This is a genomic window from Ruegeria sp. CI5, assembly GCF_056536885.1.
This window is the reverse complement of record NZ_JBQFQN010000001.1, coordinates 373,072-386,499: the sequence shown is the minus strand read 5'-3', so window position 1 is coordinate 386,499 and position 13,428 is coordinate 373,072. Positions and strand designations below refer to the sequence as shown.

Sequence of the window (13,428 nt, the reverse complement as noted above, 5' to 3'; positions counted from 1 at the left end):
TGGTTTTATCCCGCGATTGCCTGAATTCCCAGGAACAGCAGACCTGACAACAAGGCCGCCGCGGGCACGGTTATCACCCAGGCCGCGATGATCGTCAGGAAATGCGACCGGCGCACCAGCTTGCGGCGGCGGCGCTCTTCGGGGGCAAGCACCGGGCGTTCCGGCACGGCACCGCGCGCCTTGATCAGGCGTCGCTCGGCGTCCCACTCGCGGAAGAACCCGACACCGAACACCGCACCCACGGCGATGTGGGTTGAACTGACCGGCAGGCCAAGCCAGCTGGCCACGATCACGGTGATGGCGGCGGACAGCGCCACGCAATAGGCGCGCATCGGGTTCAGCTTGGTGATCTGGCTGCCGACCACCCGGATCAGCTTGGGCCCGAACAGGAACAGGCCGAAAGAGATGCCGAAGGCGCCGATGATCATGACCCAGGGCGGAATGCTCACCGCATGGGTGAAATCACCCACCGCCGAAGCCTGAACGATCGCGGCCAGAGGCCCGACAGCATTGGCCACGTCATTGGCCCCATGCGCAAAGCTGAGCAGCGCCGCTGAAATGATCAGCGGGATGCCGAACAGGATCTTGAGCGACTTGTTGCGGTTCTCCAGCCCTTCGGCCTGACGGCGAATGACCGGAATTGTCACCATCCAGATCAGCACTCCGCTGACCAGGCCGATCACCAGCGCCGTCTGCAGGTTGATCTTGAACAGATGCTTGAGGCCTTTCAGCGCAAGGTACGAGGCAAACGCCCCGGCCATGATGCCGACCAGAACCGGGACCCATTTGCGCGCCGCGGCGATCTTGTCATCCTGATAGATGATCCGCGCTTTGATGAACCACAGGAACCCGGCGGCGATGATGCCACCCAGAAGCGGCGAGATGACCCAGCTTGCTGCGATCTGGCTCATCTTGACCCAGCTGACCGCGCCGAACCCCGCCGCCGCGATCCCTGCCCCCATGACGCCCCCCACGACCGAATGCGTGGTCGAGACCGGAGCGCCGACCCAGGTGGCCAGGTTGATCCAGAGCGCGGCAGACAACAGTGCGGCCATCATGGCCCAGATGAAGACGGTTGCCGTTCCCATGCTTTCGGTATTGATGATGCCTTTGGCGATGGTCGAGACCACGTCTCCACCCGCGATCAGCGCGCCGGCGCTTTCGAAAATTGCGGCAATCGCGATGGCGCCGCCCATGGTCAGCGTGTTCGCGCCCACCGCCGGGGCCATGTTGTTGGCCACATCGTTCGCCCCGATGTTCAGCGCCATGTAGGCTCCGAACATGGCCGCGATCACGACGATCATCGTGTTGCTGGCCTGTCCGAACAACAAAGCAGCCGTGATCCCGGCGATCACGATGAACACGAAGGCGATGCCCGATCCGACGAACGGCCGCCCGACCTGCGCCGTTGCAACCTCGAGGCGGGAAAACCGACGCAGGTCACGATCCAGTGTTTCAAGGTGCCGGGCTTCTAAATCATTGTTGGCCATTTGTCCCTCTTGCATAGCGCGCTTGCTCAGCGTGCGCTGTGCCCTAGAAGGCTTTTGCCTTCATTTCAACCTTTGAAATATGGAAACTGCGATCTGACGCCGCGCGATTTCCGTCTCACGAACTGCCCCAAGTCGCCCATGTTGCCCGAAAGTGATGAGGAACGACTTGCCCCCGCATCCCGATCCGCCCATATCTGAGATATGTTGCGTCTGACCCCAATTCTGCTGGCGATCGCCTATGCCATTGTGATGTATCGGATTTCCGTCTGGCGCACCCATCGCGAGCTGGATGCGAAGTCGACCGAGCTGGCCGATCCCGAGTTAAAGCGGATGACCGACCGCCTGGCCGCCGCCTTGGATGTGGCGCGCGTGCCGGTCTATATCTACGAAATCGACCCGGTGAACGGGCTGGCCGCGCCGGACGGGCGCATCTTCATCACCCGTGGATTCTATCGCAAGTTCCGCAACGGCGAGGTTTCGGCCGAGGAGATGGCCAGCGTCATCGCGCATGAACTGGGCCATGTGGCGCTGGGCCACGCCCGGCGGCGGATGATCGATTTTTCCGGTCAGAACGCGATGCGGGCGGCGCTGATGATGCTGCTCAACCGGTTCATTCCCTTCATCGGCGCGTGGATCGCAAATGCGCTGACCGCGCTGCTGGCCTCGCGCCTGTCGCGGGCGGACGAGTACGAGGCGGACGAATACGCAGCCGCCCTGCTGACCAAGGCCGGAATCGGGATCGGGCCGCAGAAATCCCTGTTTCACAAGCTTGAGGATCTGACCCAACAGCGGGCGGGCGTGGTTCCGGCCTGGCTGATGAGCCATCCCAAGACGGACGAGCGGATTGCCGCGCTGGAGGCCCTTGAGCAACGTTGGGAGCGTGGCTGAGGGTTTGGATGCAAGAGGCCAGCCTCTCGCGCTCTCCGGGATACTTTGGGCCAGATGAAGCGGTCAGGCCGCCAGAGCCTTGCCGAGACGTGGCAGGCGGGCCTTTTTCATCAATGCGCGCAGGGTCCAGATGTCGCCCGACAGGCGGTTGGCTTCGGTCAGGACCGACTGAGCCACCTGTTCGACACTGATCGGATCATTTTGCCAGATGCCGTGAAGGAAGCTGTCGGGGTCGATACGTGCAAGGCCCTCTTCCGCCAGAATATTCCTTGGAAAGTCTTTGGCATTCACGGTGATGATCGTGTCGGCCGATGCGGCGACCGCGGTGGCCAGCACATGCGTGTCGGCCGGATCGGGAAGCCAGAGGCGCTGTTCGAGGCCGGGTGCCTCGGGGCGTTCGGCCTGCGGCCAACGTGCCTGCACCAAGGCGATTTCGGCCCGGGCCTGCGCCTCGCCCTCGGGACCGAGTTTGCGGGCAGCGCGGGCCCATTCTTCGAGGATGCGAGCCGACCAGAGCGGGGTGAAGTGGCCCTGCGCGGCCACGCCCAGCAGCATCTCGCGCATCACCGTCGGATAGATGACGCAGGTGTCGAGAACCGCCTTCACAGCCGGTAGAACACGGATTTCAGATAACCGCTCTCGGCCAGTTGCGGCAGTTGCGGATGGTCGGGTCCGGCAAAGCCGGTGTGGATCATCTGCGCCTGACGCCCGGCCCGGCCGATGCCACGGGCGCAGGCCTCGCGAAAACGGGTCAGGTCGGCGGCATGCGAGCAGGAACACAGGCCCAGATACCCTCCCGGTTTGACAAGAGGCGCGGCCAGGCGGGCGATCCGCTCATAGGCCCGCAGCCCGGCATCCAGCGCCTGTTTCGACGGCGCAAAGGCCGGCGGATCGCAGATGACCACGTCGAACTGCGCACCGTCTTCGCCCAGTTGCGTCAGCACTTCGAAGGCATCGCCCTGTCGGGTTTCAAAGCGGTCGCCAAAACCCGAAGCAACAGCGCCCTGCTCGGCCAGAGTCAACGCGGCGGCTGAGCCATCGACCGACAGCGCGTGGTCGGCCCCACCGGCCAGCATGGCCAGGCCAAACCCGCCCACGTGGCTGAACACGTCCAGCACATGCGCGCCGGGGCCCGCCAGCCGGGCGGCAAAGGCGTGGTTGGGGCGCTGGTCGTAGAACAGGCCGGTTTTCTGGCCCCCGGTCAGGTCCGCCATGTAGGTTGCGCCGTTCATCGGAACGGGCAGCGGAGCATCGGGCGCGGTGCCGCGCAGGGTCTGATTCACGTCATCCAGACCTTCCAGCCCACGGGTGCGGCCCGAGGCGTTCTTGAGCACGGTCGTCACCCCCGTCACCGCGACCAGCGCGTCGGTCAGAAGGTCCAGATGCGCTTCAGCCCAGGCGGCGTTGGGCTGGATCACGCAATCGTCGCCGAACCGGTCGATGATGACGCCGGGAAAACCGTCGGCCTCGGCATGGACCAGCCGGTAGAAAGGCGCATCGAACAGCCGTTCGCGCAGGTCCAGCGCGCGGCGCAGGCGGGTTTCGAACCAGCCGGCGTCCAGCTGTGCCGACAGGTCACGATCCAACACCCGGCACATGATCTTGGAATCCGGGTTCACTGCCACCAACGCGATCGGGGCGCGTTTGTCATCCTCTAGCACGGCCAGCGCACCAGGCGCGATCTTGCGGGTGCGCCGGTCGGTAACGATGTCATTGGCATAGACCCAAGGAAAGCCGTGGCGCAGACCGCGCGCATTGGCTTTGGGTTTCAAACGGATTCTGGGGCGGTCGGGCATGTCGGCATGGGTCATGGCGCCCTCATAGTCGCGATTGCGCGGGCAGAAAAGCCCCTCTGGCTATCCGTCAGCGTTGGCGCGCCCGCCAGCCGCCGCGCCGGCGCGGAGCCTGCGCGGTGTCCAGCCCTTCGCGCAGAACCTGTGTCATGGGATGGTCGGCATCCTGTGCGGTATAGACAGCATGCAACTCGGTCAGCGCCTGCTTCTGGTCGCGCCCGTCCGGCAGGCTGAGCGCCCAGTCCAAAAAGATGCTGCGACACTCGGGCAGCGTGATTCCGTCGATGCGATAGGCCTCGCGGATCAGGCCCTTGGGGTCGTTCGGGTCGTCACTGCGCGCCATCCGCACTCTCCTCGATCACCGCGCCGATCACTTCGGCTGCGGCAGCATAGCTGTCCTGCAAGGCGGACTGTAACTGTTCGACCTGCTCGAACCCGGTCGCCCGGCACAGAAAGGCCGTGCCCCCCTGCCCGATCTTGTCGGCCTCGATCACCTTGCCAGACAGTAGCCGCGCCGCGCATTGCACCGACCAGCATAGGTCATATGCGTCCTTCAACACCTGCGCCTGAGCGACATCCAAAAGACCCGCAGCGACCGCTCCGTCCAAGCCCGAGTCGACGTCGCGCTGTGGCGCTCCGGACAACAGTGCGCCGGTTTCGGCCATCAGTTCGATATCCAGCAGACGGCCGGGGCCGTTCTTGACATCCCAGACACCGGCGGGAGATTTCGCGGCCGCGAGGCGTGCGCGCATGTCGGACACTTCGCGCAGGGCCTGATCCTTGTCGCGCGGGCGAGACAGGAACTGCATTCGGAAAGCTTCGAAATCGTCTGCCAGATCCGTGTTGCCTGCAACTGCACGCGCGCGGGTCAAGGCCAGATGCTCCCAAACCCAGGCTTCCTCCTGTTGGTAATGAGTGAAGCTGGCCCAGCTTGTGGCGACTGGCCCCTGATTGCCGGACGGCCGCAGTCGCATGTCGACCTCGTACAACCGTCCTTGCGCCATCGGTGCCGACAGGGCGGTAATCAGCGCCTGTGTAAAGCGCGCATAGTAGGTGCGCGTGGCCAGTGGCTTGGGGCCGTCGGACATGTCCACCGCTTGCGGGTCGTAGATCACGATCATGTCCAGATCGGATTGCGAGTTCAGCCGAGCGGTCCCCAACGACCCCATGCCCAGCACCACAGCGCCACGCCCTGGGGGAGAGCCGTGCTTCTGCGAAAACTGCCGCTCTACGCAGGGTAAGATCGCGGCGATGACAACCTGCGCGAGGTCCGCGTATTGCCGCCCGGCCTGCAACCCGTCGATCAGACCGCGCAGGTGGTGCACACCGATACGGAAATGCCATTCCTTGCACCAGCGCCGCGCCAGATCCAGCTGCGTTTCATAGTCCGACTCAGCCGCCAGCGCGTGGGACAGTTCAGCCTGCAAGGCGGACTGACCGGGCCAATCGGCAAAGAAGCTGCCACCGATCACCGCGTCGAACACCTGCGCATTGCGCGACAGGTGCGCGGCCAGTGCATGCGAGGTTCCGACGATGTCGACCAGCAGGTCGATCAGATGCGGGTTGGCTTCGAACAGCGAAAACAGCTGCACACCAGCGGGCAATCCGGCCAGAAACCCATCCAGCGCCAGCAGCGCCTCGTCGGGACGGGCGGTCTTGGCCAGCCGGGACAGCAATTCGGGTTTGAGCCGCTCGAAAATGCGCGCGCCCCGTTGCGAACGCAGCGCGGGATAGGTTGTCCACCGGGCCAGAACGCCGGCGTCGAACTCGACCGGGGGCGCTGCGGTCGGCGTGGGGCCGCCGCCGGGCGCGAAAAAGCCCTCGGTCAGCTCGTGCACCTCGGTCAGGCGGCGTGTCAGATCGGCTGTCAGGTCGGCGCTGGTGGTGCCCATCAGGCAGGCGATGCGCTCGATCCCGTCGGACGACTGCGGCACCTTGTGGGTCTGCGCGTCATGCACCATCTGGATGCGGTGCTCGACCTCGCGATGGGCGCGGTAATGGTCGGTCAGCTTGTCGGACACGTCCTGCGGCACCCAGTCCTTGGCCGCCAGCGCCGCCAGCCCTGGCACCGTGCCGCGCACCCGCAGTTCGGGGTCACGGCCCCCGGCGATCAATTGCCGGGTCTGGGTAAAGAACTCGATTTCGCGAATGCCGCCCTGCCCCAGCTTCATGTCATGGCCGGGGATCGTCAGAGCCCCACCGGTGCCCTTGTTCTCGCGGATGCGCAGGCGCATGTCGTGGGCGTCCTGGATGGCGGCGAAATCCAGATGGCGGCGCCAGACAAAGGGCCGCAGGGTTTCCAGAAACCGCTGCCCGGCGGCGATGTCGCCGGCGCAAGGGCGGGCCTTGATATAGGCTGCACGCTCCCATGTGCGACCCAGGCTTTCGTAATAGCGCTCGGCCGCCTCGGTCGCCATGCAGACGGGGGTGACCGCGGGATCCGGGCGCAGGCGCAGATCGGTGCGGAACACGTACCCATCGGCCGTCTTGTCGCTGAGCGTAGCGCAGAAATTGCGCGTGGCCCGCACCATGCCCTGCCGCGCCTCATAGAAATCGTCGGGATCGTACCGGGTTTCGTCGAACAGCACGATCAGGTCGATATCCGAGCTGTAGTTCAGTTCGTGCGCGCCCATCTTGCCCATCGCCAGGATCACCATCCCGGCGGCGGTCTCGACGTCGTCTTCGGTCATGCCGGACAGCTTCTTGCGCCGGATCAGCGCCGCGATCTCTGCCTTGGCAGCGATGTCGACGGCAAGCGCCGCGAAGTCGGTCAGTGCCGTCGTGACTTGCTCGAGGTTCCAGGCTCCGGACAGGTCGGTCAGGGCCGTCAGTAAGGCAAGCCGATGCTTGGCCTGCCTCAGGCCCGGTTTCAACTGGTCAGGAGCCAACGCGCGCGCGTCGTCCATGATCTGCGCAAGGGCGTGCTGCGGCCGATCCAGCGCCGGGGCCAGCCAATTGCGCTCACGGTCGATCAAGCTCTTGAGGTACGGGCTGCTGCCTGCGGCACCGGTCACCAGTTCGGACTGATCAGCGGTCAGATCCGGCACTGCGGCGCAGGCCTCTCGCCCCAGTTCGGGATCGTAGGGACGCGGGGCGCGGCGGATGGTGAAATTGTCGGTCATGGGCGAATTCCGGTCAGTTAACGTCGACCGGAGTGTCCTGGCTGAAGGTATTGATCCAGCCATCATCCCGGCGTTCCCACAACGAAGAGATCAGCATCGCCTCGCGCGCGGACGCACCGGGCCGCCGATAGTCCGCCCGGTAGGACAACAGGACAATATCCGCGGTCAGAACGCGCAGTTGCGCCGCGCTCAACCCATATGACTCCATGGTCGGGCTGTCTGCGAACTGACCCACATGATCCTCGCGATTGGCGAAACCGGATGGGTAGACGCCCAGAAAATCGGTGCTCAGCAACGCCCGGTCCGCCTGCGCATCACCCTCGACCAAAGCCGTCCAGACCTGCTGCTCGAGGTTCAGGATTTCTTCAAGCGTCGGGGCGGGCTTGTCGTTGTGCGTGTTCATGCTCGCACGTTGCGCAGGATCAGAACCGTCGTCAACCGGGCCCCTAAATGTAAATCTTTTTCACATCGCCCCTTGCATCCGGGCCGGACCACCCCATCTAGATCAATGTGAACATAATTTACATCAACCTGGAGAGCCCAAATGACCGCATTGTCCGAACACGCCGTCCCCCGCAACCCGGGATGGTTGCACCGTGCCGAGGCCTGGCTTGACGACAAGGGCAAAGGCGCCTGGATCGCTGCCATGGTCCTTGGTTTCATCTTCTTCTGGCCCGTCGGCCTGGCCCTTTTGGCCTATATGATCTGGAGCAAACGCATGTTCAGCAAATCCTGCAGCCGCCGCCATTCCTGGCACAGCCACATGAGCGCGATGAAGCCCTCGGGCAACAGCGCATTCGACGCCTACAAGGCCGACACGCTGGCTCGCCTGGAACGGGAACAACAGGATTTCGAAGCCTTCCTGCACCGCCTGCGCGAAGCCAAGGACAAAGCCGAGTTCGACCAGTTCATGAACGAACGCGCTCAGGAGAATACGGCGGACGACAAGGACGAAACCGCCTGATACCCTACCGCCCTGCCCCTCTCTGTGGGACAGGGCAAACCTCAACAACCGACCGGAAATTCCTTCATGTCTCATCTGCCCGACCCGGATCGTCAGCCGGACTTCTACAAATCCGTGGCGATCAAACGTTTCTTCGCGTGGCTGTTTGATATCGCCTTCATTTCGCTGCTGTGCACGGTTGCCATTCTGCTGACCTTCGGCATGGGCCTGTTCGTCATCGCGCTGATCTATGCGGTCGTCAGTTTCATCTACCGTGTCGTCACCATCGCAAACGGGTCTGCCACGCTGGGCATGCGCTTTATGGGAATCGAGCTGCGCGACGCATTTGGCGAACGCATGGATACCGGCAAGGCCGTCGCGCATACAGCCGGTTACTTTGTCAGCATGGCGTTTCCGATCCTGCAGATCATCTCGGTCATCATGATGCTGACCAGTGCCCGCAACCAGGGCCTGACCGATGCCTTCCTCGGCACCGTAATGCTGAACCAGCGCGCCTGACACGGCCCGTTTCTGGGACTTGGCGACCCCAGAAACGGTTGCTATCATCGGCCCCGAGGAAACACGGGGCCTTCATGCGACACACGCTGCCGATTGCGCCGCAGTTCTATGTGACTGCACCACAGCCCTGCCCTTATCTCGAGGGCAGGATCGAGCGTAAGCTGTTCACCGCCCTGCAGGGCGAAGGCGCGGATCAGCTGAACAACTCTCTGTCGCAGCAGGGTTTTCGCCGGTCTCAAAACGTTCTGTACCGGCCCTCTTGCACCGATTGTGCGGCCTGCCTGTCGGCCCGGATCGACGTCTCGGCCTTTTCTCCGACCAAAAGCCAGAAACGCGCGGCGCGGCGCAATGCGCATCTTCAGCGACGCGCGACCTCACCTTGGGCCACCGACGACCAGTACGAGCTGTTTCGGCGGTACCTGGACACACGGCACGCTGATGGCGGCATGGCGGATATGGACGTGTTCGAATTCGCCGCGATGATCGAAGAGACCCCGATCCGCAGCCGCGTCGTTGAATACGCCGACCCCAAAACCGGAAACCTGATCGCCGTCAGCCTGACCGATGTTCTGGATGACGGGCTGAGCATGGTCTATTCCTTCTATGATCCGAACCAGCCGCAAAGCTCACTGGGAACCTATATGATCCTCGATCATATCGACATCGCGCGCGAGGCCGGGCTGCCCTATGTGTATCTGGGCTATTGGGTCCCCGGCAGCCCCAAGATGGGCTACAAGGTGAAATTCGCCGGGCTCGAGGTCTATGTGAAAGGCGGGTGGCAGCGTGTGGACGACCCGGAGGCATTCACCGACTCAACGCATCACCCGCTTTCGACTGCTCCGATTGCCGAGCAGGTCGCGAATATCCAACTTCCCGATCGCCACCCTACCAAAGGTTGAATTCCGATGCAGCAAGGTTTGCACGCCGTCACCTTGGTGGTGCCGGACTATGATGACGCGATCGCGTTCTACACCAAGACGCTTAGGTTCCGGCTGACCCAGGACATCGATCTGGGCGAAGGCAAACGATGGGTTTTGGTTACGCCCCCCGGCAGCGATGGGGCTGCTCTGCTGTTGGCCAAGGCTGACGGAGACAGCCAACGGGCCGCAATCGGTAATCAGACCGGAGGTCGTGTCGGGTTTTTCCTCAGAACCGATGATTTCGCCAGCGATCACGCAGACATGCTGGCCAACGGGGTCCGGTTCGAGGAAGAGCCCCGCCATGAACCCTATGGCATCGTTGCCGTCTGGCAGGATCCGTTCGGGAACCGTTGGGACCTGATCCAGTTCACCTGACAACCGGCGTCAGCCGGGACCAAAGCAAAGGGGGCCTCGCGGCCCCCTTTTCAATTTGATAACGCCATCACCGATCAGTTCGGGATCAGGTCCGGCACGATCGTCACGATCGACGGGAAGAACCACAGGATTCCGATGCCAACCACCTGGATCAGCACGAAGGGGATGATCCCGCGGTAGATATGGCCCGTCGTCACTTCTTTCGGCGCCACGCCGCGCAGATAGAACAGCGCAAAGCCAAATGGCGGCGTCAGGAACGAGGTCTGCAGGTTCACCGCCACCATGATCGTCACCCATTTCGGGTCGAACGACCCGCCATAGATCACCGGACCCACGATCGGGATCACGATGTAGATGATCTCGAGGAAGTCCAGCACGAAGCCAAGGATGAACAGCACCAGCATCACGATCAGGAAGACCGTGAACTCGTTGTCAAAGCTCTTCAGGAACTGCTGGATGTAGTGTTCCCCGCCGAACGAGATCACCACCAGGTTCAGCAGCTGCGATCCGATCAGGATGGTGAACACCATCGAGGTCACCTTGGCGGTTTCCCGCACCACCGGTGTCAGAACACCGCTGGCATACAGCACCCAGCAGGCGAACAGCAGGCCGAACAGCGCATAGAGGTAGGTGGCATAGGCCAGGATGAACGCAATCCAGGTCTCGACGCTTACATCGCCTTGGTTCACGCGGAGGTCAAAGTTGACACCCAGCAGAAGGCAGATGATGACAGCGAAGGTGGACCAGATGATCACTTTGCCCGACCGTCCCTGATCCTGCAGTTTGCGATAGGCCGCCAGCATGATGGCCCCGCCTGCCCCCAGCGCTGCTGCCGGAGTCGGGTTGGTCACACCACCCAGGATCGATCCAAGTACCGCGATGATCAGAACCAGCGGCGGGAATACCACGCGGATCAGATCATTGGTCGCACAGCGCGCCGCCGCTTCCTTGCAGCCATACATGGCAAGCCCGAAAGGCAGCGCCAGCAGCAGGAAGGTGGCCCCCGACGAGGTGGTCGGCGCAATCAGCAGCACATCGACCAGCAGCATCAGGATCAGCCCGATTGCACCCACGATCAGCGGTTGCGGCGATCGCGAGGGCGCGATGCCGCGACCCAGAACCAGCGTCAGACCCAGCAGTACGACCATGACCGCGACACCGGTGCCGATCGGGGCGGCAGCCGCAATCTTGGCTTCACGGGCCGAAGCCAGTTCTTCTTCGCTCAACCGGTGCGCTTCGGTTGCGCCGCCGGCGGCATCGATGGCTTCCTGCTCGGCCACGGCCTGGTCCCAGGCCGCCTGACCATGCAGGTCGATCATCGAGGCCTTGCACTCTTCGGACACATTGGTGCGCAACGAGGCTGCCTCACCGATATCCGAGAAGCCGGAAACCGTGATGTTCTGGCTGCCGATGACACCGGCGCTGCCCAGCAGAACCGCGCCCACGATCAGTGCGACCGGGGCACCCAGCAGCCAGGTCAGGCCTTCCGAGCGGGTGATGGTCTCGCCGCTGCCCCCTGACAGTTCGACCGCAGGTGCCTTGTGCGGGTTGAGCAGCGCGTAGCCAAAGGCATAAAGCGCATAGAGCAGCGCCAGCATGATCCCCGGCAGCAGCGCCGCCTGGAACAGCGTCCCCACCGAAACCACGGCAGGCTCGCCCAGGTAGGTCAGCGCGTCGGTACAGCCCGCTTCGACCGCGCGGGTCTCCTGCGCCGTCGAATACAGGTCACCCGCCAGCGTGCCCAACAGAACGATCACGATCGAGGGCGGAATGATCTGCCCCAGCGTGCCCGAGGCCGCGATCACACCCGTCGCCAGCTCTGGCGAGTAGTTGTTGCGCAGCATGGTCGGCAGGGCCAGCAGGCCCATCGTCACCACGGTCGCGCCCACGATACCGGTCGAGGCCGCAAGGAATGCCCCCACAACCACGATCGACACCGCCAGACCACCCGGCAGCGGGCCAAAGACGCGCGCCATCGTGGTCAGCAGATCGTTGGCGATTTTCGAGCGTTCCAGCGTGATGCCCATCAACACGAACATCAGCACCGCCAGCAGAGTCTCGATCGACTGACCGGCCAGAACTCGTTCGTTGATACGGTTCACGATGAAGGATACGTTGCGGTCCAACGCGGTTTCCCAACCCTGAACAAAGACCGGCTCGGCGATCCTTGGCAGGTCCGGGTATCGGAACACGGATATCACATCGGGTTTCACACCCGAATTTACGATGTCCCGATAGGCTTGCGAGCTTGTGTCGATCGCCTGGTGGATCAGCAACCCGGCGCTGTCCAGCGCGGCGATGATCCCGAATGAGATGATTCCGGCCCCGCCGATGGCAAACGCCACCGGAAAGCCGCTGAGAATCCCGCCAAACAGGCAGAGGAATACGATAATGAGGCCTATCTCGACGCCATCAAGTCCGAATAGCATTGTCTTGGTCTCCGTCCTTAATGTGTGCCTTCGTAGGCTTCTTCGCCCTCGCCAAGGCTGTCCTTGTCGAGGTATTTTCCAGCGCTTTCCGGGCCTTCGACGAATTCGAGATAGGACCGGTAGAAGAACGCGATCGCGTGCAGGAACACCATCGCGGCAAAGGCCACAAGCAGGATCTTGAACAGGAAGTAGGCATTGAAGCCGTTGGGGCTGAAACCGATGGTTTCGACGTTCCAGCGCAGCGCGCGGGATTTCATCACCAGCCGGTCCAGCGTGTCGCTGGCCGAGGGCTTCGGCACGATCAGGTGACGCCACATGAAGTACCAGCCATACATCCAGGTCAGCACGGCGATGGGCATCATGAACAGGATCGAGCCCAGCATGTCGACCACGCGCTTGGCCCGGTGCGAGATGCCGGCATAAACGAGGTCAACGCGGACGTGGCCGCCCTGCACGAAGGTGTAGGTGCAGCACAGGCAAACGACGAGCGCGTTGTATAGCTTCAGCTCTTCGGCGTACCAGCTGATATCCATCTGAAACGGGATACCCAGACCAAACGCCATGTCAGGTCGCGCGAAAACGCGCTGCATGAATACGATGACGATTTGCTGGATCACCATCAGCAGGCCCGCCCAGGCAAAGAAACGCCCGGTCGTGTTGGCGAACCCTTCCAAAACGCGCACCATGCCCCACATGAAGCCACGGAAGTAAAGCCCGATCGCGGTCAGCACGAGGAAGATCGTGAAGACCACGAAAAAGAACTCGACCGACCCGCCGTAGTAGACAAAGCGCATGATCGCTTCTTTGTCCGACCAGTTCAGCCACAGCTGCGGATGCGTTATGGCGTATCCGAAATTATAGAAGGCTTCGGCGATGCTCTGAACGAACCAGACCAGTCCGTTCCACAGGGCGCCGAAGAACGAGATACCGTTTTCGTCCTGCATAATGT

Annotated in this window: 13 protein-coding genes; 5 read left to right on the top strand and 8 right to left on the bottom strand. The window is 62.9% G+C overall.

All coding sequences use genetic code 11. The features are described 5' to 3' along the window. Nucleotides 1-5: 5 nt before the first annotated feature. Nucleotides 6-1,490: an inorganic phosphate transporter gene (locus ACR0BA_RS01925; protein WP_093962333.1), complete on the bottom strand. Its 1,485-nt coding sequence runs from the start codon at nt 1,488-1,490 to the stop codon at nt 6-8. Between the two features lie 201 nt (nt 1,491-1,691). On the opposite strand from ACR0BA_RS01925, the gene ACR0BA_RS01920 reads away from it, so the two are divergent. Next, nucleotides 1,692-2,378, top strand: coding sequence for a M48 family metallopeptidase (locus tag ACR0BA_RS01920; RefSeq protein WP_093962334.1), 687 nt, complete (start codon nt 1,692-1,694; stop codon nt 2,376-2,378). Between the two features lie 63 nt (nt 2,379-2,441). On the opposite strand, the gene ACR0BA_RS01915 is transcribed toward ACR0BA_RS01920, so the two are convergent. The 5 genes from ACR0BA_RS01915 to ACR0BA_RS01895 are packed head-to-tail and all read right to left on the bottom strand — an operon-like array spanning nt 2,442 to nt 7,696. Beyond that, entirely contained in the window at nt 2,442-2,984 is a 543-nt protein-coding gene (locus tag ACR0BA_RS01915; RefSeq protein ID WP_480726189.1) for an RSP_2648 family PIN domain-containing protein, read from the bottom strand. Further along, on the bottom strand, nt 2,981-4,189 hold the full coding sequence (locus ACR0BA_RS01910) for an RSP_2647 family RNA methyltransferase (protein ID WP_480726188.1): 1,209 nt from the start codon (nt 4,187-4,189) through the stop codon (nt 2,981-2,983). Before ACR0BA_RS01910 ends, ACR0BA_RS01915 begins: the two co-directional genes overlap by 4 nt. 52 nt (nt 4,190-4,241) lie before the next feature. Further along, nucleotides 4,242-4,514, bottom strand: coding sequence for a hypothetical protein (locus ACR0BA_RS01905; protein ID WP_170338699.1), 273 nt, complete (start codon nt 4,512-4,514; stop codon nt 4,242-4,244). Beyond that, complete coding sequence (locus ACR0BA_RS01900) at nt 4,501-7,293, bottom strand: [protein-PII] uridylyltransferase family protein (protein WP_480726187.1); 2,793 nt, start codon at nt 7,291-7,293, stop codon at nt 4,501-4,503. Before ACR0BA_RS01900 ends, ACR0BA_RS01905 begins: the two co-directional genes overlap by 14 nt. A 13-nt stretch (nt 7,294-7,306) precedes the next feature. Continuing rightward, entirely contained in the window at nt 7,307-7,696 is a 390-nt protein-coding gene (locus tag ACR0BA_RS01895; protein WP_480726186.1) for a DUF4440 domain-containing protein, read from the bottom strand. A gap of 141 nt (nt 7,697-7,837) precedes the next feature. Between ACR0BA_RS01895 and ACR0BA_RS01890 the strand changes: the two genes are divergently transcribed. The 4 genes from ACR0BA_RS01890 (at nt 7,838) to ACR0BA_RS01875 (ending at nt 10,050) form a co-directional block, all read left to right on the top strand. After that, nucleotides 7,838-8,257, top strand: a complete 420-nt coding sequence (locus ACR0BA_RS01890; RefSeq protein WP_170338185.1) for a DUF2852 domain-containing protein — start codon at nt 7,838-7,840, stop codon at nt 8,255-8,257. Nucleotides 8,258-8,323: 66 nt separating this feature from the next. Beyond that, nucleotides 8,324-8,755 carry an RDD family protein gene (locus ACR0BA_RS01885; protein ID WP_093962341.1) on the top strand — a complete coding sequence of 144 codons (432 nt, stop codon included), beginning with the start codon at nt 8,324-8,326 and terminating at the stop codon, nt 8,753-8,755. Between the two features lie 74 nt (nt 8,756-8,829). Beyond that, entirely contained in the window at nt 8,830-9,654 is an 825-nt protein-coding gene (locus ACR0BA_RS01880; protein WP_093962342.1) for an arginyltransferase, read from the top strand. 6 nt (nt 9,655-9,660) lie between these two features. Then, nucleotides 9,661-10,050 carry a VOC family protein gene (locus ACR0BA_RS01875; RefSeq protein ID WP_170368604.1) on the top strand — a complete coding sequence of 130 codons (390 nt, stop codon included), beginning with the start codon at nt 9,661-9,663 and terminating at the stop codon, nt 10,048-10,050. A gap of 74 nt (nt 10,051-10,124) precedes the next feature. On the opposite strand, the gene ACR0BA_RS01870 is transcribed toward ACR0BA_RS01875, so the two are convergent. Both ACR0BA_RS01870 and ACR0BA_RS01865 read right to left on the bottom strand, forming a co-directional pair. Further along, nucleotides 10,125-12,479, bottom strand: a complete 2,355-nt coding sequence (locus tag ACR0BA_RS01870) for a TRAP transporter large permease (protein WP_480726185.1) — start codon at nt 12,477-12,479, stop codon at nt 10,125-10,127. Between the two features lie 17 nt (nt 12,480-12,496). Then, a complete protein-coding gene (locus ACR0BA_RS01865) occupies nt 12,497-13,423 on the bottom strand; it encodes a TRAP transporter small permease subunit (protein WP_480726183.1) in 927 nt (308 codons plus the stop codon). Nucleotides 13,424-13,428 lie beyond the last annotated feature (5 nt).

What these genes read in the sequence shown, in the direction of transcription:
- ACR0BA_RS01880 (WP_093962342.1), top strand. Translation starts at nt 8,830, where the DNA reads ATGCGACACACGCTGCCGATTGCGCCGCAGTTCTATGTGACTGCACCA.
- ACR0BA_RS01875 (WP_170368604.1), top strand. Translation starts at nt 9,661, where the DNA reads ATGCAGCAAGGTTTGCACGCCGTCACCTTGGTGGTGCCGGACTATGAT.
- ACR0BA_RS01895 (WP_480726186.1), bottom strand. Translation starts at nt 7,696, where the DNA reads ATGAACACGCACAACGACAAGCCCGCCCCGACGCTTGAAGAAATCCTG.
- ACR0BA_RS01890 (WP_170338185.1), top strand. Translation starts at nt 7,838, where the DNA reads ATGACCGCATTGTCCGAACACGCCGTCCCCCGCAACCCGGGATGGTTG.
- ACR0BA_RS01870 (WP_480726185.1), bottom strand. Translation starts at nt 12,479, where the DNA reads ATGCTATTCGGACTTGATGGCGTCGAGATAGGCCTCATTATCGTATTC.
- ACR0BA_RS01900 (WP_480726187.1), bottom strand. Translation starts at nt 7,293, where the DNA reads ATGACCGACAATTTCACCATCCGCCGCGCCCCGCGTCCCTACGATCCC.
- ACR0BA_RS01905 (WP_170338699.1), bottom strand. Translation starts at nt 4,514, where the DNA reads ATGGCGCGCAGTGACGACCCGAACGACCCCAAGGGCCTGATCCGCGAG.
- ACR0BA_RS01865 (WP_480726183.1), bottom strand. Translation starts at nt 13,423, where the DNA reads ATGCAGGACGAAAACGGTATCTCGTTCTTCGGCGCCCTGTGGAACGGA.
- ACR0BA_RS01885 (WP_093962341.1), top strand. Translation starts at nt 8,324, where the DNA reads ATGTCTCATCTGCCCGACCCGGATCGTCAGCCGGACTTCTACAAATCC.
- ACR0BA_RS01920 (WP_093962334.1), top strand. Translation starts at nt 1,692, where the DNA reads ATGTTGCGTCTGACCCCAATTCTGCTGGCGATCGCCTATGCCATTGTG.
- ACR0BA_RS01925 (WP_093962333.1), bottom strand. Translation starts at nt 1,490, where the DNA reads ATGGCCAACAATGATTTAGAAGCCCGGCACCTTGAAACACTGGATCGT.
- ACR0BA_RS01910 (WP_480726188.1), bottom strand. Translation starts at nt 4,189, where the DNA reads ATGACCCATGCCGACATGCCCGACCGCCCCAGAATCCGTTTGAAACCC.